This is a genomic window from Maribacter zhoushanensis (assembly GCF_029350975.1).
Lineage (GTDB): Bacteria > Bacteroidota > Bacteroidia > Flavobacteriales > Flavobacteriaceae > Maribacter > Maribacter zhoushanensis.
The window spans coordinates 689,562-709,807 of the sequence record NZ_JARKMR010000001.1; the positions used below are offsets into that span (position 1 = coordinate 689,562).

Consider the following 20,246-nt stretch of genomic DNA (forward strand, 5'->3'; position numbering starts at 1 on the left):
ATTATAAAATAGGTATGAAGCTTAGCTTATACATAACGATAATAATAGTTGCTTTAATAAGTACTACAAACGGATTCTCTCAGCAGGACCCTCAGTATACCCATTACAACTATAATACAATGACCGTTAATTCGGCATATACAGGTTCTAGAGGTAACCTTGCAATTATCTCCTTATATCGAAATCAATGGGTGGGTGTTGAAGGTGCTCCAAAAACGCTGACGTTTGGTATTGATTCCCCAATTGGGAAATATGATGGTGTGGGACTTTCTATTGTACAAGATGAAATAGGACCTTCTTCAGAAACCTATATAGATGGTAATTATGCACACCAATTGGTCGTAAACCGTAAAGGCGATAAACTTGCCTTAGGATTAAAAGCCGGAGTACGATTTTTAAGTATTGATTGGAGTAAGGGGTTATACCGTGATGATGGGGATATTTTTTTAAATGAAAATGTAAATGGAAAGCTCTTACCATCTATTGGGGCAGGTGTGTTTTATTATACTAGAAATGCCTACATAGGGCTATCTACGCCAAACATCTTGACCAACACCCATTATGATGAAATACAAGAGGCGGAATCTGTAGAGCGTGTACATTTATTCTTAATTGGGGGTTATGTATTCGATTTGAATCCGTTTTTAAAGTTTAAGCCTTCGTTCTTTGTGAAACATGTTGCAGGTGCCCCGCTTTCTGCAGATGTATCGGCAAACTTCTTAATGAACGAAAAACTGACCCTTGGTGTAAATTATAGATGGGATGATAGTGTAAGTGCCCTTTTCGGATTACAGATTACACCACAGTTGAACATGGGGTATGCCTATGATTTTTCTACTACGCAATTGACAGCATATAATTCTGGAACGCACGAAATCTTTTTAAGGTTCATGCTGAAATCTAGAGATAGAATAATTAAGTCGCCTAGATTCTTTTAAAAGGAAATATATAAAACTAAAAAAGCTCCCAATTTCTTGAGAGCTTTTGCGGTCTGGACGGGACTCGAACTTTTATTCAAAACGCCCTGTATATAAGGTCTGTCAAGGGGGGTGGGCTCAACGAGTGGCTCACCTTTTAATAAAGTTTAACAATCAATTGTAAATATTACTACTTACTTGGCTCAAGTATCAATGTGATTTTATTGAAGTCTGCCGCTGAATTGATTATTTCTCGATATTCCTCAAATATTGAAGGATGTATAATATTGGTTCTATAATATTCATCCGCTGTAATATTGATAACATTTTCATCTCCTTCATAATATGACAGAAAAGAAAAGAGTTCCTCTCCATCCTTTTCATATTTCTTATCAATGTTCAAATCATTTAGATTTGCAATTGTATATCCTTGTGGCACACTGATATTAATAGTACGCAAATAACTTCTTGTGTGTTCATTTTCCAGAGGAAGAACGCGCTCTTTTTCTTGATACATCTGTACTTGAGAACCGATTAGTTCGCCTATTTTAAACAGGTATTTATTTCCTGCTTTTTCAATAAATGCCTCGGATTTCAAATCGACTTCAAATTGTATTGGTTTTATTCCAAAAAGTTCTGGATTCTCATTGACTACCTGCGTTTTTTCAACCATTATGTTTTCATTCATTGTTTTTGCAAGACCTTCAAGAATGTTTTCCCTATCCTCACCTATAATTAAATTCATATAAGGATGAATAGGCAAAGCATAATATCCAGTAAATGAACGCTTTAATTTTATATGACTTGAAGTAATATCTTCTTTTTCAAACTGAACATCGATTACCATTTTATCTATACTTTCATCAGCATCTAAGGGTTTGATATATTTTATCTTACCTATTCCTGATTTAAAATCCCCTACACTTACCTCTTTTATGAAAAGACCATAATTATCAGTTAAAAAGGCTGGAGGATAACCATACCTTGATTCCATATCCGTTGGGGATAGGTAGGCTTCAAATTTGGGAAAATAAATTAAAAAATCCGTTAAAAAATTATGGGCTTCAAAAGCTTTGTCAAATTTCAATTTCGACCTATTGGACGTGATAACAATTTCATGTTCTATATCTAGGTTTCTGAGTAGTGCCACATAGAGTTTTATTAACCCAGTAGAGCTTGCTACTTTCTTTTCAAGAATATCTTCCAAATTCGTAAGGTTCTCATTACCTGATTCTGAGGTGATAAAACTAGATTTAATGATATTATCAATACTTCTGATTTTAGACTCTAAATCATCACCGTCATTTTTTGCAGAGGCTACAAATTCTTGAATTTGGTTGGTAGCTTTTTTACTTGGTTCATCATAATAATAGTTATAAATATTTTGAGCTACGCTGCCGTAGGAAGAAAGGTCAGTTTTATTAGTCTTTAGGTTTTCATCCAGTTTATAAACCAAAAAACCTCGAGAAGCAGCATATGGAGCTTGCTCTTCTTTCTCTAAACGGTCTAATTTTTTTAGACTTAAATTCCAATGCAATCTATCCTTTGAAAGTGTATCTTTTGCTACCTCGGGTAAACCATTGTAAGTTTTAAACTTAAAAACCAAGTTTGATGGAGCATATAAATCAAAGTCAACATTCTTTTTGTAGAAATCTGACTGTAAGCGAAAAGCTGTTCCACTATAACTAGGTCTTGTTTTCTCCACATAAAAGTATTCAATAACACTACCTTTTTCTACCCCCTCAAAAGCAAAATACTTGTAGTTTTTTCCAGTTTCTTCATCCTGGGCCGTGAGGATTTTTGATTCGTCCAAGTCTATTACTTTTCCAGATTTGGTTATTACTCTGGCCTTACTTTTTAAGAGTATTGAATTAGATGAGTAGGGCAAATAAATTTTATTGTAATCTTCTATTCTGTCATTACTATTCAACCAAAGTGCTTTGTGTTCTAAATAATGCTCTGTAAATTCATTTTCATTTGAATAAGCAAATTCGGCAACATACTTTTCTTTGAGAGCCATCATAGGTTCTTCATTATCAATGTCTAAGATATATTGTGGTGATTCATCCCAATTATAGCTTAAAACAAAAAGATTGTCTTGACCATAAAATGTGTTTGACAAAACAACAACAATTAGAAAACAAAAATTTTTCATTCTACTTTATTTTTTCTTTAATACCACCACTTCCTTGTATTGACGCTCTACCTTTTTCACAAGTTGATTCACGACTTTTTGAGCCTCAGAATCAAAAACCAGAGCATTTAGTCGAAAGTTGTGTTTATATATAATTTGGTTTCCTTTTAATTTATAATAAATACTACTATCAAAGTATTGACTTGTAATATCTACGCCTTCAGGCAAATAGTCAACTTCATAACCATCAGGAATATTTAGTACATAATGGTACTGAACACTGTCTAAATAGTCGTGTTCAAGTGGTACTTGACGTTTTTTATCCGTTTTTATATTTGAAACGATAGTTTTGCTCAAATTCATATTAACATAGATTTCATCTCCTAACACTTTGACATAATTTGGAATATTAAAATCATAATCTACAATGAAGTCATTATCGTAACTATATTTATTCGTTTCCTGAAACTTATCAATTAGGAAGCTATTGTTGCCCTTTCGAAAGACCGAGTTGTACAATTGAAGAAGTTCGGTCTTAGTTTCCTTTTTTTCTAGATTATAGAAAAAATCCATTTTTCCGTATCCTGATAACTCGGACTTTGATTTTCCTTTTAGATTAGTTCCATCCAATTCGATAATGGCATTATCCTTATACCAGTTTTTTGAAGGGTCAATAATTGGAACTTTTTTAATCATAAAAGAATCTTGACCTACTGAAACTAAAGCTTCTTTTCCCTGAATGAATGAACTAGGTATTTCTATGGGGTTGTACCTGCCTGTTGCATCTAAGAAATAAGATTTTCCCTGATATTCATAATGTAAAATCATGTGATTATCTGCCGATGGTGTAGGAACGTCATTATAACTATAAGGAATACTTCTCGTGCCGATCCAAGTTAAGTTTCCTTCAATACCGGCGATATTGAGCATTTTCAGTAATAGGCTTGAGTTATCTTTACAATCGCCATACTTTTTATAAAACACCTCATTAGCTTCTCTAGGCACAAAACCGCCTAAGGCATATTCAAAAGCTATATATTTTACGTTCTCTTGAGTCCAATAGTAAATGGCTCTGACTTTTTCCAACTCATTTTCCTTGTCTGCGATAAGGCTTTCAACAAGCTGAACCAGTTCTTTTGGTGGTATTTCTTTATTTAAATCTTTTACTAAAGAAAAATACCATTCGTAAAGGTTTGAGACATTTTCCAATAGTTTTATGGTCTCCCCATCTTGCTCATAAGAAACTATAATTGGAATAATATGGGGTAATATGTTTTTATAATCAGGAGCTTTGTCCTCATACTTAAATTCGTCTGTGTTTTTTATTTGCCAAGTATAAATGTTTTGTTTTCTCGTCTTTTTTTCCGTGAATTCAACCGAGATACCTTCCATATTGATTTTTTCAAATCGTAGATGTACATTTTTATCTGATACAATGGTGAATTTGTTATTTTCAATCGGATAAAAACTGCCAAAATAAAAAGCACTTAAAAAACGTGGATTTTTAATCGTTTGCTTATAATTCAGTTTTGTTTTTGCACCTTTCCCAAGGCTGGGAAAAATAAAGTTAATAGACTTAACATCATCATAGAATGAACCATCCAATTCATCCTTATCCTTAAAATCAGAAACTTTTAACTCTTCATATTTGTTATCCTTAACAATAAATGATGATGCCTCTATTTTATCCAATTCATAGAAAGAAGAATAATTCAAAGATTGCTTCGCATCATACTTGGCACTCTCATAAAGGTATAAGTCTTCTTCAATAGACTCTTTAGATATCACAAATTGACCTCTTTCAATACCAATTTTCAAGACGGTTTCTTGGTTTAACCTAACAGACTGGGAATTTGGATATTGTTCCTTGTATTTGTCATAATTTAATGCAGTTTGAGCATAAGAAATAGACCCAATTAGTAATAATAAAAGTGATGTTATCCTCAAATTCTTTTTATTTAGACGTGGATGAAATAATGTCTCCATTAAGGTAGGTTTCTTCAACAATTAATTTCCCGTCTTTATCATATTTCTTGGTGCTGCCCTCTTTTACATTATGCAAGTAAGTTTCTTCCTTTTTCAAATTCCTATTCTCGAAATACTCTTTAACAATACCGTTTAGATTACCCAATTGATAAGATTGTTCCTTTCGTATTGAGCCATTAGGGAAATACTCTGTTCTTTTACCATTAAACTCGCCATCTATGTACGACACTTTCTCTAACAATTGTCCAGAGTAATAATACTCTTCAAAGTTATTTATGAGGTACCCATTTTTATATTCCATCTCCCTAGAAATAGAACCGTTGTTATAATAAGTTGTGATTTTACCTGATTCATTATCAATTGGAATAATTGGTACTTCCTTGGCGTTTGTATCTAGATAACTATACCCTATTAAACGACCGTGCTCATAAAACCTAACCAATTGTAATTCTCCGGTTGGACTGAAATCTTCTCTTCTTCCATGTCTTTGGTCATCATTATATTGTCCTTTAGATTGGACTTTTCCATTTTTATGATAGTGAATAACCTCTTTTTGTAATTTGCCTGATTGATAGTTGTATTCGCTTTCTAAAGTTCCATCTTCGTAATAATAAATATAATCGCCTTGCAACTCTCCATAAACATAGTTTGCTTTTGTTTCGATATTTCCATTATCATGGTACCAAATTAATTCTCCATGTAATTTACCATTTAAATATTGACCTTGCATTACTTTTCTTCCATAAAAATCAGAAAAAGAGAATGGCCCATGTCTAACACCATTAACATAGGTTAATTTAGTACTTGGTTCGTTACTACTGTGCTGATAGACCAATTCATAATTCTCGTTTTCATTCTCGTAGTTAATGGAGTATGAAATATTACTACCGTTTACATCATAAAAAATGTCTTTAATCTGATTACCATAATTATAAATGCTTGCTTGTAATTTAACCCCTTTACCCGAAAAAAAAAGTTGTTCCCCATGCAGCGACCCTTTATGGTAAAAGTTGATTTCCGTAATATTGCCCTTTGGATTATATGACCTCCATTCTCCATGCATATTGTCTTTCTTGTACCAACCTTGCCTATTAATTTTACCGTTTTTGTGATAGTTCACATAGTATCCTATTAAACTATCATTTTTGTATTTCGAAATAGACTTTAACTTTTGGTTTGGATAATATATTTTATATTCCCCTTGCAACTTGTCTTCTTCATATATCCCTTCATCTGTCAAAATCCCATGGGGAGAATAATATTTCCATTTACCTTTCTTTCCTCCTTTAATATCATATTGACCTTCAGATTTTATTTTACCATGAGGTGAATAGCCTTTATAATAAAACTCACCTCCTTTTTTTCTATTTTCTTCGATTAAACTGCCTTCTTTGTCAAAGTACTTATAGGCAATGAACTCTCCTTTACGATACTCAAAAATATAGTGTAATTTTCCATCGGTATCATAATATTTATACTCACCTTCGATTTCTCCATCGTCGTTATAGTTAAAATCACTTTCTAACTTGCCATTACTATAAAAAGTTTGCCACCTTCCTACATAATCACCTTTAGAAGTCTTTCCAATCTCCTTCGGAGAACCGTTAGGATAGAATAACTTGTAGGAGCCATCTACAAATCCATCTTTACTGTTTAAATCTGTATCCAAAGCCCCGTTTAAATAATATTTTATCTCTTGCCCATTGGCCTTTCCGTTTTTAAAATTTATTTTAGAACTTATCTGTCCCGTGGGGAAGTATTCAATATATTCTTCTTTTATATCACCATTAATATAATCGGCTTGAGCTTTCAATAGCTCGGCACCTACATCATGATATGCTTTATAAAGACCGTTTAATTTTCCATCTTTAAAGTATTTTTTTTGCTGTAATGCTCCTTTTTCATTGAAGTATAAATATGCTCCATTTAAATTACCGCTGATATAATTAGCGACAATTTTTTGTCTGCCATTATCGTAAAACTCAATATTACTGCCATTAAGTTTTCCATCTAAGTATTGAGCAGTTTCTCGAATTTTTCCTTGATTGTTATAAAACGTCCAATCTCCGCTTCTGTCTCCATTTGAATTAAATTCACCTTTTGCTGTAAGCCTACCTTCTTTAGTAAATAATTCCCACGGTCCAAGAATAACATCTCCTTTCGTTTCTCCAATACCTTGAAGATACCCGTCATCAAAATAATAGGTCAAGTTTTCTTCAATGCTATTTTGCTCAATAGTATTCTTTTTAACAATTTCAGCCCATTTTTTTTTAGATAAGTCAAAAAACTCAGTAATCTCAGACTTTTTTTTCTCAATAACTTTCTTATAGGTTTCGTTCTCGATAGAATATGAAAGTGTATAACTAAAAACATCAAAATATCCGTTATCATTTATCCATTTATAAAATGGAACAAATTTCGTGTCCCAAAATCCCCCGTTCCCAGAAAAGTTTTTTATCGATTCTAAAAGGGCATGATTTTGTCTGGTTAATGCAATGTCAATTTCGTTGCCTGTATCATACTTTTCGTTCAGGGCAATACGATTATTGATAATTAAATCAATCTCTTCAAATGATTCATCATCATCTGAAATTTTAAGGTTAGGATTTTTAGAATTATCATTCTTGCTTTTGACAATATTGTTCAAAGATTTTAAGGTATTAAATGCATTGCCAGCATCGGGCTCAAGTAACAAATACATATTGTAAGACATTAAGGCTTGACTCATTTTTTCTTGCCTGTAACAGATATTACCCAATTGTAAATAGGAGTTTTTATAAAATGGATCAAGAAGAATTGCCATTTGATATGCTGCTATTGCCTCCTCTATCTCTCCAATTGCTTCCAAAGAAACCCCTTTGTTGTACCATAAGGTTTTGTTTTGTGAAAATCGTTTAAGCCCTTCTGTGCAAGTATTGAGAGCTTCTTGATTTTTATCTTGTCCCAATAGTACAGCCACTTTATTTATATAAAATGAACTGTGTAAATCATAGCATTCAGTATCGAGGCCTTCATCTATTACTTCTATGGCCTTATCATACTTTTTAAGAGTCATTAAATAGTAAGACTTCGATACCAGTACCGTACAATACGTAGAATCATTTTTGTTAATTTGATTGAGATGGTCTATTGCTTGTTCATATTCCTTCTTTTCTATAGTCTCTTTCAATTTTTCCTTTACTGAATCATAATCTATGAACGGAATTTTTTCTTGTGCGTTACTAAGGAGGCTAAATAGTAAAATTGGTAGTAGGAGTAGGTTTTTTTTCTTCATTTCTCAAATATAAAAAAGCAAGAGGTGTTTCCGTAATTTTTGTAAGTAATTTCGATATTTAGTATTTAAAATCGATTATAGTATTTTAAGAATTTTCTCTTTTATAAGTGCTTCTTTTTTAGAATCTAATTCTTCTGCATAAACGAGTTTCCAGGGTCCTTTGTTTTTGGTGTATGTTGTTTTACCTTGATTATGTTGTTCCAGTCGCATGGTATAATCTGTAGAATATCCTTTGTAGTAGACATCGTGCGAAGCAGAATAAATAATGTATACGTAGTGATTGGTCATAAAACAGAAAAAAGGTTGTAAACTAAAAAAGCTCTCAATTTCTTGAGAGCTTTTTGCGGTCTGGACGGGACTCGAACCCGCGACCCCCTGCGTGACAGGCAGGTATTCTAACCAACTGAACTACCAGACCGTGGCGTTTAGCGAGTGCAAATATATGTGGTTTATTTAATTGCACAAACATTTTTTTTACTTTTTTTTCAATCTAGAGAAATTTATTTCTTTCTACGAGAAAAGTATTGAGCACTGTTGAGAAATCTCGGTGTATATCTATGTCTACATATTTGATTTTATATTGGGCGCATTTCATTTTTATGTCAGATAAATAAGCTGTAATACGTTCATTGTAAGCTTCTTTAATATTATCGGCATATAAGTCTATATGTTCGCCGGTTTCTACGTCGACAAATCTTTTGGGCGTATTTTCAAAATTGAAGTTTAATTCACGATTTTTATCCATCGGATGAAAAAGTACAACATCGTGCTTATTATATTTCAAATGACGGAGCGCTTCGAACAATTCATCATCATTTTTTTCGGTTTGAAACATGTCGGTAAACAGGAAAATGAGACTTCTACGTTTAATATTTTCTGCAATTTGATGTAAATAGGTATAGGTATTTGTCTCTTTTGGCGGATTTTTAGCCATGCCAACGGCACTTAATTGTGCCAATAACATTTGAAAATGACGCTCGCTACCTTTTTCTGGAGCATAATAATTATAGGCATCAGAATAAATACTCAAACCAACAGCATCACGCTGCCTTTTAAGCACGTTCATCAGCGCAGCGATTGCTAAGACGCTAAATCCTATTTTATTTAAGGAATCGATGCTTAAATTATCGACCTGTGGATAATACATAGACGCAGAGTTGTCCAATATCATATGGCACCTTAAATTGGTTTCCTCTTCATACCGTTTGGTGTAGAGTTTGTCTGTCTTGGCAAAAAGCTTCCAGTCTATATGTTTGGTGCTTTCACCATTGTTATAGATTTTATGTTCGGCAAATTCAGCAGAAAACCCATGAAATGGACTCCTGTGTATACCGCTAATGAACCCTTCTACAACTTGATTGGCAAGAAGCTCTAGGTTAGAGAATAATGATGATTTGTTTAATTCTGATTGTAGATTCACAATTCTAAAGATACTAAAGACGGTTTAACTTTAAGGATGGTAATAATTAAAATTGTCCCAAATAAAAAGAGCTGGCATATGCCAGCTCTTTTTATATTTTATATAAGTCTATGAAGCTTACAAAGCTGCGTCTATAGCATCTGTATAAACTTTCTTAGGTGATACACCTACTTGTCTGCTTACAATTTCACCACCTTTGAATACTAATACAGTAGGTATGTTACGTACCCCGTATTTAGCGGCGAATTCTTGATTTGCATCTACATCAACTTTACCAACAACAGCTTTGCCGTCATATTCAGTACTAACTTCGTCAATGATAGGACCTACCATACGACAAGGACCGCACCATGCTGCCCAAAAATCTACTACTACTGGTTTATCGCTTTTTAATACTACCTCGTCAAAAGTAGCATCTGTTATTTCTAATGCCATCTTAATTTCTTTTATTGATTATGCAAATTTAGTCAATTATTCTTCTGTTTCCTTACAGCTTGGCAATTCGTTTTGCCTATTCAGGTATCAAGCTAATTTATATATTTATATAGTTCTTTTCTTACATAGAGTCGTTGGTCATAAAATACAGTTAGCGATTCTAATATGTGAATTTTACTATTTCAATAGTCAAATATGATACTCGTTGCTTTAATTCAGTTTAAAATGAACGTCTTGTTTCTCTAAAAGTTGTAATAACTCGGTCGAAATATTTACTTTTTGTCGCCTGCTGTTTAAAGTGACCTTAATTTTTTCTTCCATTTCATAAACGATAAAATTAACCGGATGTTCCCCTACGTGGTCTATGAAGGTGTCTTTGAGGGTGCGTACCTTCTCTTCTTTTAAATCGGCAATGTTTAGTTTTATCGTAAGCTTTCTGGCATAGGTTTCCATAACTTCTTGTAATAACATAAAGCTATTGAACTGCATTCTTGGGTCTCCTTTTTTACCCGTGTCCTTATTCATCCATCCATCACGAACAAATAATTTTACATAGGCAAAAGAGTTGATCATTAAGAAGTGCCTGAATTTTAAATATTCTTCTCCAAAAATCCGAAATTCATAAGAGTCTGTGTAATCTTCCATAGTAAAAGCGGCCCAGCCTTTTCCATTTTTAGAAACTCTATGTTGTACATCTGTAATTACGGCGGCAAAGGTGAGTTCTCTATTTACATAGGTAGGCAAATCATTTACACAAGCTATGTTGGCATTACAGAATGCTTTTACCTCTGTTTTGAAATCATCTAGAGGGTGACCTGATATATAAATACCAACCACTTCTTTTTCTCTGCGCAGTTTCTCCATAGTTCCCCATTCCTCACATGGTGGTACCACAGGTTCTGGTATTTGCACTTCGCTGGCGTCACCAAATAAACTTACTTGACTTGAGTTCTCGCTTTCTTGGAATTTAGCGCCATACTTTATGGTCTTTTCCAGAAAGGTTACTCCGTCACCTTCATTATGAAAATACTGTGCTCTGTGAGTGTCTCCAAAAGAATCGAACCCACCTGCCACAGCTAAACTTTCAAATGCTTTTTTATTGGCTGCGCGAAGTTCTATACGCTTTGCAAAATCGAAAACGGATTTATAGGGTCCGTCTTCTTTTCTGTTCTCAACGATGGTTTCTACTGCACCACGACCAACACCTTTTACGGCTCCCATGCCAAAACGTACGGCGCCGGCATCGTTCACTGCAAACTTGTAGTAAGATTCGTTTACGTCTGGACCCAATACTTCTAAGCCCATACGTTTACATTCCTCCATGAAGAAGGTAACTTGCTTAATATCGTTCATATTGTTGCTCAATACCGCAGCCATATACTCGGCAGGGTAGTGGGCTTTGCAATATGCGGTTTGGTAGGCAATCCAAGCATAGCAAGTAGAGTGAGATTTGTTGAAAGCATAGGCAGCGAATGCTTCCCAGTCTTTCCAGATTTTCTCCAGTTTATCAACCGCATGTCCTTTAGCAGAAGCTTGTTCAATGAACTTTGGCTTCATTTTATCAAGTACGTGCTTTTGCTTTTTACCCATTGCCTTACGCAAGACATCGGCTTCACCCTTTGTAAAGTCCGCCAACTTTTGCGAAAGGAGCATCACTTGCTCTTGGTATACCGTAATACCGTAGGTTTCCGCTAAGTACTCCTCACAGGCATCTAAGTCATATACAATTTCTTCAGTACCGTGTTTACGGGCAATGAAACTTGGTATGTATTCCATTGGGCCGGGACGGTACAAGGCGTTCATGGCAATAAGATCCGCAAAAACCGTTGGTTTAAGCGATCTCATGTGCTTTTGCATACCGGGAGATTCATATTGGAATACACCAACTGTTTCTCCTCTTTGAAAGAGTTCGTATGTTTTTACATCATCTAGCGGAAAATTCTCTGGGTCTAGCTCAACACCATGTTTTGCTTTTACGATCTTAACGGTGTCCTTTATCAAGGTCAGCGTTTTCAATCCCAAGAAATCCATCTTCAACAATCCTGCATCTTCCACGACCGAGTTGTCAAACTGGGTACAGTACATTTCGGAATCCTTGGCTAGGGCAACAGGAACGAACTTGGTAATATCATCTGGAGTAATAATGACCCCACAGGCATGAATACCGGTATTACGAACGGAACCTTCTAAAACATATGCTTGGTTCAAAGTTTCCGATTCTGGACCATCGCCCTCGGAAATCGCTAAAAGCTCGTTTATTTTTTCTAAATCTTCTGATCTAAACTTTGAGCGTAAGACCTTTTCATCGACTCCAATTATCTTTTTTAGCTTAGACATATCGGGTATCAACTTTGCCATGCGATCAGAATCTTGCAGAGGCAAATCTAAAGCACGTGCCGTATCTCTAATAGCAGATTTGGCGGCCATGGTACCATACGTGATAATCTGTGCCACTTGGTTAGATCCGTACTTGTCAATTACATAATCCATTACACGACCACGCCCTTCATCATCAAAGTCAATATCAATATCGGGCATACTTACACGATCCGGATTTAGGAAACGCTCAAAAAGTAGGTCGTACTTAATAGGGTCTAGATTCGTAATCCATAAACAATAGGCTACGGCAGAACCTGCTGCGGATCCACGACCAGGACCAACGGATACATCCATGTCTCGCGCTGCTCTAATGAAATCTTCCACAATCAAGAAATAACCAGGGTACCCTGTTTTTTCAATTACTTTAAGCTCAAAATCTAGCCTTTCATCAATTGCAGGAGTAATTTCCCCATATCTCTTTTTGGCGCCTTCATAGGTAATATGGCGTAGAAATTTATTTTCACCACGCTTACCACCGTCCAGTTTATCTTCCTCAAATTGAAACTCTTCAGGAATATTAAAGGCAGGTAACAGTACATCACGTGCCAAAGTAAAGGTCTCTACCTTGTCCACGATTTCTTGAATGTTGATGATGGCTTCAGGAATATCCTTAAAAAGCTCTTTCATCTCATCAGATGACTTAAAATAGTATTCTTGGTTGGGCAGCCCGTAACGATACCCGCGACCACGACCTATTGGTGTAGCCTGTTTTTCACCATCTTTTACACAAAGAAGAATATCGTGCGCATGTGCATTTTCTTTCTCTACATAATAGGTGTTGTTGGTAGCAACCAGTTTTACATTGTGCTTTTTTGCAAATTTTATCAATACCTGGTTTACGCGGTCTTCGTCTTCCTGTCCGTGACGCATAATTTCCATGTACAGGTCATCACCAAAAGTTTCTTTCCACCAAATTAATGCTTCCTCTGCCTGGTTTTCACCAACATTCAATACTTTACTGGGAACTTCACCATAAAGGTTCCCTGTAAGTACCATAACATCTTCCTTGTACTGCTCAATAACTTTTTTATCGATACGTGGTACATAATATTTACCGCTAACGAATGCAATTGAAGACATTTTTGCCAAATTGAGATATCCTTTTTTGCTCTTGGCAAGCATTACAATTTGGTATCCGTTGTCTTTTTGAGATTTGTTGGTGTGGTCTTCACAGACTTGAAATTCACAACCTATAATTGGGGTTATTTCCTGTTCAGGTTCCGGTAATTCGTTTAAAGGTTCTTGTCCTTCTTCTAAGGTGCCGTTTTGTGTAGCTTCAAATCTTTTTTGATTGGCTTCATTTCTAGATACAACACCTTTGTTATGATTTAATACTCCGTTTACAAAATGGAAAGCACCCATCATATTGGCATGGTCCGTCATGGCAACTGCAGGCATATTGGCTTTTGCTGCGGCTTTCACCAAATCAGGTACGCTTATGGTAGATTGTAATATGGAGAATTGTGTGTGATTGTGTAAATGTGCAAAACTTGCGTTTTCTAAGTAGGCAAGATTTTCTTCTATTTCTTCTTGAGAAACGCCACCAGTATCTTTTGCCCAAAGTGCATCGGCAATTTTTTTCGATGCTTTCTTAAGGTTGATATGTTTAAGACCGATAAGTTCTATTTCCTTCGGATTCGCCTCAGAGAAATTCTTGAAATAATCGGGCTGAACATCTAATTGTTCTTTGGTGTACTGTTGCTTACGAATAAGTTCTAGAAAACAACGCGTAGTTGCCTCAACATCGGCAGTTGCATTATGCGCTTCGCCAAAAGGCTCGCCAAATAAAAATTGATGCAGTTCAGTTAACGTAGGCAGTTTAAATTTACCGCCACGGCCACCAGGAATTTGGCACAATTGTGCCGTATGCTCGGTACAGGTATCTAAAACAGGTAGTTCCTGTAACGGATTTTCAACTCCTAAACGGTGAAATTCCGCCCCCATAATATTGACGTCGAATCCAACATTTTGCCCAACAATGAATTTTGTTTTAGACATGGCAATGTTGAATTTCTCAAGAACCTCTGCTAGCGAAATACCTTTTTGTTCGGCTAGCTCTGTAGAAATACCGTGAATTTGTTCTGCGTCATATGGAATGTTGAATCCGTCTGGGCGTACTAGGTAATCTTCATGCTCAATGCAATTTCCCATATCGTCATGCAACTGCCAAGCTATTTGAATACAACGTGGCCAGTTGTCGGTGTCGGTAATAGGTGCGTTCCAGTTTTTTGGAAGACCGGTGGTTTCGGTATCAAAGATGAGGTACATATAGAATATTCTGTGTGTTCAAAAGCGGTCAAGTCATTGACCTAAAAAGTGTGTATAAAATTACAAAAAAAGTGATGGTTGAAAAGGTGGTTCTTACAAAGAGTTATTAACGTATGATTTTAAAGTGCGTTTTTTTAATATAAGTCGGTTTTGTTTTATTACTTATACACTTTGGAATAGCTGTTTAAACTGGTGTTTGAAGCTTAAAATATGATTTCTTTGCATTAGGTAATTAATCAGTAATTTTCTAAAGAATAAATAACTTGAATTCATTGTTGTCAATTCGGCATTTTGAATTATATTTGCACCCGCTTTCAGATTAGCTTTGCTCACTGATGGCGAACGAGTTAAAAAACTAGAATTAATAATCAAGGGTCGGGCACCCTACAAATTAATGTGATATGCCAGTAAAAATTAGATTACAAAGACACGGTAAAAAAGGAAAACCATTCTATTGGGTAGTTGCTGCAGATGCAAGAGCTAAAAGAGATGGTAAATTCTTAGAGAAATTAGGTATCTACAATCCTAATACAAACCCTGCAACAATTGAACTTGATGTTGATAGTTCTGTAAAGTGGTTACAAAACGGTGCACAACCAACTGATACTGCTAAAGCTATTCTTTCTTACAGAGGTGTTCTTTTAAAGCATCACTTATTAGGTGGTGTACGTAAAGGTGCATTGACTGAAGAGCAAGCTGAAGAAAAATTCAATGCTTGGGTTACTGAAAAAGAAGCTGCTATTGCCGATAAAGTTGGTGGTATAGATAAAGTTAAAGCTGATGCTAGAGCTGCTGCCTTAAAAGCAGAGAAAGAAGTTAATGATAAGCGTGCCGCTGAAGCTGCAGCTGCTGCATTACCAGAAACTCCAGAAGGGGAAAGTGCTGAAGAAGAAGTAGAAGCTGTTGAAGCTGCTGGTGAGCCAGAGCAAGCTACAGAAGCACCTGCTGCTGAAGAAGATAAAGCATAATTTTTAAGAGACGATGCGAAAGGAAGATTGTTTCTACCTAGGTAATATCGTTTCAAAATATAGTTTCAAAGGTGAGGTTCTAGTAAAACTAGATACCGATGACCCCGAGATTTACGAAAACATGGAATCAGTATTTGTTTCTTTAGGAAACAATCTGGTTCCATTTTTTATTAAAAGATGCCGACTTCACAAATCTAACTTACTTCGTATAGATTTTGAAGAGGTGAAATCAGAATCTGATGCTGATCGCATTATGAAATCTGGACTCTATTTACCCCTTACCATGTTACCAAAACTTTATGGTAACAAATTTTATTACCACGAAATTATCGGTTTCTCTATGATAGATTCTGTTCACGGTGATATTGGTATTATACAAAGTGTCAACGATACTACCGCACAAGCCTTGTTTGAAGTTGAAAAAGATGGCGTACAATTATTGATACCCGTAAGTGATGATATCATTACTAAAGTAGATCGTGAGAACAAAAGTATTTTTGTGACTACTCCTGATGGTCTGGTTGAGTTGTATTTGTCTTAAATGCCATTTTTTTTAGTATGTTCTTTATAGTTTAGCATACTTTAATGACGTTTTTTTAATTACCATTATCTTATTATGTATTGTTCGGTTAAAAACACTAATTTTCAATTGTGGATATTAGATTGAGGAAGTTTTTACGCAGACCAAAGTTTTTTGGTACAAGTGATATTAAACCTTGGCATCATATTCTCTTTTGGTCGGTTTACTTCATCTTCAATACATTTCGTTGGACATTTATACATGATGATTTTCTACTCTCACTACGTACCAATTTAATTGGTTTCCCTATTCATATGTTCTTGGCATATTTGAACGCGTACTATTTAATGCCTAAATTTATTTATACCAAAAAGTACCTTCAATACACTGTATTTATACTGTTGGCCTTGGTTGTAATGCTTTTGTTTAAATATAATCTTACCTATTACTTGGTGAGTACAGATGTTATGCCTGAAGCAAATGAAGTCGTAGATTCACTGACCATTGGTTTTGCCGTACAGAGTATGATAGGTGAAGTATATGTAATTTCATTTTTTACGGCGATAAAGCTTACCGTAGATTGGCTTAGGGAAAGTAGTAAGCTTCATGATCTAGAAAAGAGGCAACTTAAAACGGAACTTCGTTTTTTGCGGTCTCAGGTATCGCCACATTTTTTCTTCAATACTTTAAATAATATATATTCTTTAACCTTGGAAAAATCTGATCAGGCACCAGAGGTTATTTTGAAGTTGTCAGAATTAATGCGCTATTTGTTGTATGCTACTAAAAAACAGCGTCAAGATTTAACCAGTGAAATTAATTGTATTAGAAATTACATAGATTTGGAACGTATTCGGTTCGATGATTCTTTGAAAATAGATATGAATATTTCAGGTAGTCTTACTAACTGTAAAATACCACCCATGTTATTGATTCCCCTAATTGAAAATTGTTTTAAACATGGAGCGAATAAAAATATAGGGGAGATGAAAATTATCATCGATGTTAAAGTCGATGATGGATTTATGGATTTTGAGGTGTCGAATTCCATACCATTGGTGAATAAAGAATACGTTTATCCTGTAAAAATTGGAGGTATTGGACTCTCGAATGTTAAAAAACGTTTAGAGTTGGGATATGGTAAAAACGATTACGATCTAAAGATTTTTGAAGAGGATAATATGTTCAATGTTTTTTTAAAGCTTAAGGTGATATGATTTTGAAAGTGATAGTAGTTGATGATGAACCGTTGGCAATAAATGTGCTAAAAAACTATATAGAAAGAGTAAAAGAATTGCAATTAGTAGCTACTTTTTCTAATGCACTTGATGCCTCTACTTTTTTGAGAGATCACAAGGTAGATATCATGTTTTTAGATATTAATATGCCTTTTCTTGACGGATTAGAATTTTTAAGCACCTTACATAATAAACCCTTCGTTATTATGACGACCGCACATGAAGAACATGCTTTAAAGAGCTTTGAACTTGAGGCTATAGATTATTTGGTGAAGCCTATTCCATTACCTCGTTTCTTTAAATCTGTTGATCGTGTTATTTGTCTTAAAAAGGGTTCTGGTAACGGTGGTTCAGATAAAGATGAGAAGCCTTCTATTTTTGTAAAAGTCGATAAAAAGAAACTTCAAAAAGTATACCTTGAGGAAATTATGGTCGTAGAAAGCCTTAAAGATTACATTAGGATAATTACGCCTACGGCTAAATATATTATTCATAGAACCTTAAGTAGTTTTACCGATGAGCTACCTGGAGATAACTTTATTAGAATTCACCGCTCTTATACTATTGCTGTAGATAAAGTAAGTGTGGTAGAGGGTAATAGTGTAGAAATTGGCGGTATTAGATATACTATTGGTAGAAGCTATTTGGCAGATGCCAAAAGTAGAATTTTGAATGATTTAATTAATTAGGAAATATACATTGAGCAAACTATTTAAATTTAAGCAATTCAGTATCAACCAAGACCGCTGTGCCATGAAAATTGGTACTGACGGTGTGTTACTTGGTGCTTGGACTACTGTGGATGCTAATCCGGAATCTATTCTTGATATTGGTGCTGGCACAGGGGTTATTAGTTTGATGTTGGCACAAAGAAGTCATGCAGAAGTTGTTGATGCCTTAGAAATAGATGCAGATGCCTACGAGCAATGTGTAGAGAATTTTGAGTTATCACCTTGGGGCGATCGTTTATATTGCTATCATGCCGGTCTAGATGAGTTTGTTGATGAAATTGAAGATCAATATGAGTTGATAGTTTGCAATCCGCCATTTTATTCAGAAACTGTTAGTTCAGGAAACGTACAGCGTGACCAAGCTAGGCAAAACGAGTTTCTTCCTTTTAATGAATTGTTAGAGGGAGTTTCAAAATTATTATCAGAAAACGGATTGTTCACTACCATTATACCATTCAAGGAAAAAGATACTTTCGTGAAAATGGCATCAGATTTAGGTTTAGTTATAACTGAATGTCTTCATGTAAAAGGTAATCCTACTGCAGAGATTAAACGCGTATTATTGGCTTTTTCTCGTAAAGGACAAGATTGTAAAGTGTCTGAATTAATAATTGAAACTGGCAGACATCAGTATACCCCTGAGTATGTGGAGCTGACTAAAGAATTTTACTTAAAAATGTAACTTTACCTTAGTAAACTGTTGTATTTCTTTAATTATATTTGATAAAAGCATTGATATGAGACCAGATTTATTTGAAGCGCCAGACTATTATAATTTAGACGATTTACTTTCTGAAGAACATTTACTAATTCGTGATGCGGCTCGTCAATGGGTGAAAAGAGATGTCTCTCCTATTATTGAAGAATATGCCCAAAAGGCAGAATTTCCTAAGCAGATTATAAAAGGTCTTGCCGAGATTGGTGCTTTTGGTCCGTACATTCCTGAAGAATACGGCGGTGCAGGGTTAGATCAAATTAGTTACGGACTTATCATGCAAGAAATAGAAAGAGGAGATAGTGGTGTTCGTTCTACGGCATCGGTACAAACTTCTTTGGTGATGTACCCAATTTTTACCTATGGAACAGAAGAGCAACGTAAAAAATACTTACCAAAATTAGCTTCGGGTGAATGGATGGGTTCTTTCGGTTTAACCGAGCCTAACCACGGTTCTAACCCTAGTGGTATGGAAACCAAGTATAAAGATATGGGTGATCATTATTTGTTGAACGGTGCAAAACTTTGGATTTCAAATTCGCCTTTTTGTGATATAGCCGTAGTATGGGCAAAGAATGAAGAAGGTCGTATACATGGCTTAATAGTAGAACGTGGTATGGAAGGTTTCACAACTCCAGAAACGCATAACAAATGGTCTTTAAGAGCTTCGGCAACGGGGGAGCTGATTTTTGATAATGTAAAAGTGCCAAAAGAGAACCTTTTGCCCAATAAATCAGGATTAGGTGCGCCATTAGGTTGTTTGGATTCTGCAAGATTCGGAATTTCATGGGGAGCCATCGGTGCTGCAATGGACTGTTATGATACCGCATTAAGATATGCTAAGGAGCGTGTACAATTTGGCAAGCCGATTGCCGCAACACAATTACAGCAAAAGAAATTGGCAGAAATGATTACCGAAATCACCAAGGCGCAATTGCTAGCATTTCGTTTGGGTCAGTTAAAGAATCAAGGTAAGGCTACTTCGGCACAAATATCAATGGCAAAAAGAAACAATGTGGAGATGGCTATAAAAATAGCCCGTGAGGCAAGACAGGTGTTAGGAGGTATGGGTATAATTGGCGAGTATAGCATTATGCGCCATATGATGAATTTAGAAAGTGTAATTACTTATGAAGGTACCCATGATATTCATTTGTTGATTACAGGAGCCGATATTACAGGTATGCCTGCTTTTCAATAAAGTAACAGTTTGGTATAATTGCCTTAACATAGTATAAAGATTGAACATATACCTTTGAAC

Annotated in this window: 14 protein-coding genes and 1 tRNA gene; 7 read left to right on the forward strand and 8 right to left on the reverse strand. The window is 35.2% G+C overall.

What is annotated here, in order from left to right; translation table 11 throughout:
* Positions 1 to 14 precede the first annotated feature (14 nt).
* On the forward strand, positions 15 to 938 hold the full coding sequence (locus PXD56_RS02855) for a PorP/SprF family type IX secretion system membrane protein (protein WP_276491851.1): 924 nt from the start codon (positions 15 to 17) through the stop codon (positions 936 to 938).
* A 169-nt stretch (positions 939 to 1,107) separates the two neighbouring features.
* Here the strand turns inward: PXD56_RS02855 and PXD56_RS02860 are convergent, their stop codons facing one another.
* The 8 genes from PXD56_RS02860 to dnaE all read right to left on the reverse strand — a co-directional run bounded on the left by PXD56_RS02860 (position 1,108) and on the right by dnaE (position 14,813).
* Positions 1,108 to 3,072: a DUF3857 domain-containing protein gene (locus PXD56_RS02860; RefSeq protein ID WP_276491852.1), complete on the reverse strand. Its 1,965-nt coding sequence runs from the start codon at positions 3,070 to 3,072 to the stop codon at positions 1,108 to 1,110.
* A 6-nt stretch (positions 3,073 to 3,078) separates the two neighbouring features.
* Positions 3,079 to 5,037, reverse strand: a complete 1,959-nt coding sequence (locus PXD56_RS02865; RefSeq protein WP_276491853.1) for a DUF3857 domain-containing protein — start codon at positions 5,035 to 5,037, stop codon at positions 3,079 to 3,081.
* Positions 5,006 to 8,311, reverse strand: coding sequence for a hypothetical protein (locus PXD56_RS02870; protein WP_276491854.1), 3,306 nt, complete (start codon positions 8,309 to 8,311; stop codon positions 5,006 to 5,008). The genes PXD56_RS02865 and PXD56_RS02870 overlap by 32 nt, the downstream gene beginning before the upstream one ends.
* A 75-nt stretch (positions 8,312 to 8,386) precedes the next feature.
* Positions 8,387 to 8,599, reverse strand: coding sequence for a GIY-YIG nuclease family protein (locus tag PXD56_RS02875; RefSeq protein WP_276491855.1), 213 nt, complete (start codon positions 8,597 to 8,599; stop codon positions 8,387 to 8,389).
* A gap of 56 nt (positions 8,600 to 8,655) precedes the next feature.
* A tRNA-Asp gene (locus tag PXD56_RS02880) sits at positions 8,656 to 8,729 on the reverse strand.
* A gap of 72 nt (positions 8,730 to 8,801) precedes the next feature.
* The gene (locus tag PXD56_RS02885; protein ID WP_276491856.1) at positions 8,802 to 9,731 is read right to left on the reverse strand and encodes a DUF58 domain-containing protein; all 930 of its coding nucleotides are present in this window, start codon (positions 9,729 to 9,731) and stop codon (positions 8,802 to 8,804) included.
* Between the two features lie 117 nt (positions 9,732 to 9,848).
* Positions 9,849 to 10,166: a thioredoxin gene (gene trxA, locus PXD56_RS02890; RefSeq protein WP_024481982.1), complete on the reverse strand. Its 318-nt coding sequence runs from the start codon at positions 10,164 to 10,166 to the stop codon at positions 9,849 to 9,851.
* Between the two features lie 210 nt (positions 10,167 to 10,376).
* Entirely contained in the window at positions 10,377 to 14,813 is a 4,437-nt protein-coding gene (gene dnaE / locus PXD56_RS02895) for a DNA polymerase III subunit alpha (RefSeq protein ID WP_276491857.1), read from the reverse strand.
* Between the two features lie 401 nt (positions 14,814 to 15,214).
* On the opposite strand from dnaE, the gene PXD56_RS02900 reads away from it, so the two are divergent.
* From PXD56_RS02900 to PXD56_RS02925, 6 genes are all read left to right on the forward strand, one after another.
* On the forward strand, positions 15,215 to 15,781 hold the full coding sequence (locus PXD56_RS02900) for a 30S ribosomal protein S16 (RefSeq protein ID WP_276491858.1): 567 nt from the start codon (positions 15,215 to 15,217) through the stop codon (positions 15,779 to 15,781).
* A gap of 13 nt (positions 15,782 to 15,794) precedes the next feature.
* Positions 15,795 to 16,322 carry a ribosome maturation factor RimM gene (rimM, locus tag PXD56_RS02905; RefSeq protein WP_276491859.1) on the forward strand — a complete coding sequence of 176 codons (528 nt, stop codon included), beginning with the start codon at positions 15,795 to 15,797 and terminating at the stop codon, positions 16,320 to 16,322.
* A 110-nt stretch (positions 16,323 to 16,432) separates the two neighbouring features.
* A complete protein-coding gene (locus tag PXD56_RS02910) occupies positions 16,433 to 17,518 on the forward strand; it encodes a sensor histidine kinase (protein WP_276491860.1) in 1,086 nt (361 codons plus the stop codon).
* Positions 17,515 to 18,228 carry a LytR/AlgR family response regulator transcription factor gene (locus tag PXD56_RS02915; protein WP_276491861.1) on the forward strand — a complete coding sequence of 238 codons (714 nt, stop codon included), beginning with the start codon at positions 17,515 to 17,517 and terminating at the stop codon, positions 18,226 to 18,228. Before PXD56_RS02910 ends, PXD56_RS02915 begins: the two co-directional genes overlap by 4 nt.
* A gap of 10 nt (positions 18,229 to 18,238) precedes the next feature.
* Complete coding sequence (locus tag PXD56_RS02920; protein WP_276491862.1) at positions 18,239 to 18,952, forward strand: tRNA1(Val) (adenine(37)-N6)-methyltransferase; 714 nt, start codon at positions 18,239 to 18,241, stop codon at positions 18,950 to 18,952.
* Between the two features lie 55 nt (positions 18,953 to 19,007).
* Positions 19,008 to 20,186: an acyl-CoA dehydrogenase family protein gene (locus tag PXD56_RS02925; protein ID WP_276491863.1), complete on the forward strand. Its 1,179-nt coding sequence runs from the start codon at positions 19,008 to 19,010 to the stop codon at positions 20,184 to 20,186.
* Positions 20,187 to 20,246: the final 60 nt, after the last annotated feature.

Coding starts and splice junctions, on each gene's coding strand:
- PXD56_RS02855 (WP_276491851.1), top strand. CDS start 15: ATGAAGCTTAGCTTATACATAACGATAATAATAGTTGCTTTAATAAGT.
- PXD56_RS02860 (WP_276491852.1), bottom strand. CDS start 3,072: ATGAAAAATTTTTGTTTTCTAATTGTTGTTGTTTTGTCAAACACATTT.
- PXD56_RS02865 (WP_276491853.1), bottom strand. CDS start 5,037: ATGGAGACATTATTTCATCCACGTCTAAATAAAAAGAATTTGAGGATA.
- PXD56_RS02870 (WP_276491854.1), bottom strand. CDS start 8,311: ATGAAGAAAAAAAACCTACTCCTACTACCAATTTTACTATTTAGCCTC.
- PXD56_RS02875 (WP_276491855.1), bottom strand. CDS start 8,599: ATGACCAATCACTACGTATACATTATTTATTCTGCTTCGCACGATGTC.
- trxA (WP_024481982.1), bottom strand. CDS start 10,166: ATGGCATTAGAAATAACAGATGCTACTTTTGACGAGGTAGTATTAAAA.
- dnaE (WP_276491857.1), bottom strand. CDS start 14,813: ATGTACCTCATCTTTGATACCGAAACCACCGGTCTTCCAAAAAACTGG.
- PXD56_RS02900 (WP_276491858.1), top strand. CDS start 15,215: ATGCCAGTAAAAATTAGATTACAAAGACACGGTAAAAAAGGAAAACCA.
- rimM (WP_276491859.1), top strand. CDS start 15,795: ATGCGAAAGGAAGATTGTTTCTACCTAGGTAATATCGTTTCAAAATAT.
- PXD56_RS02915 (WP_276491861.1), top strand. CDS start 17,515: ATGATTTTGAAAGTGATAGTAGTTGATGATGAACCGTTGGCAATAAAT.
- PXD56_RS02925 (WP_276491863.1), top strand. CDS start 19,008: ATGAGACCAGATTTATTTGAAGCGCCAGACTATTATAATTTAGACGAT.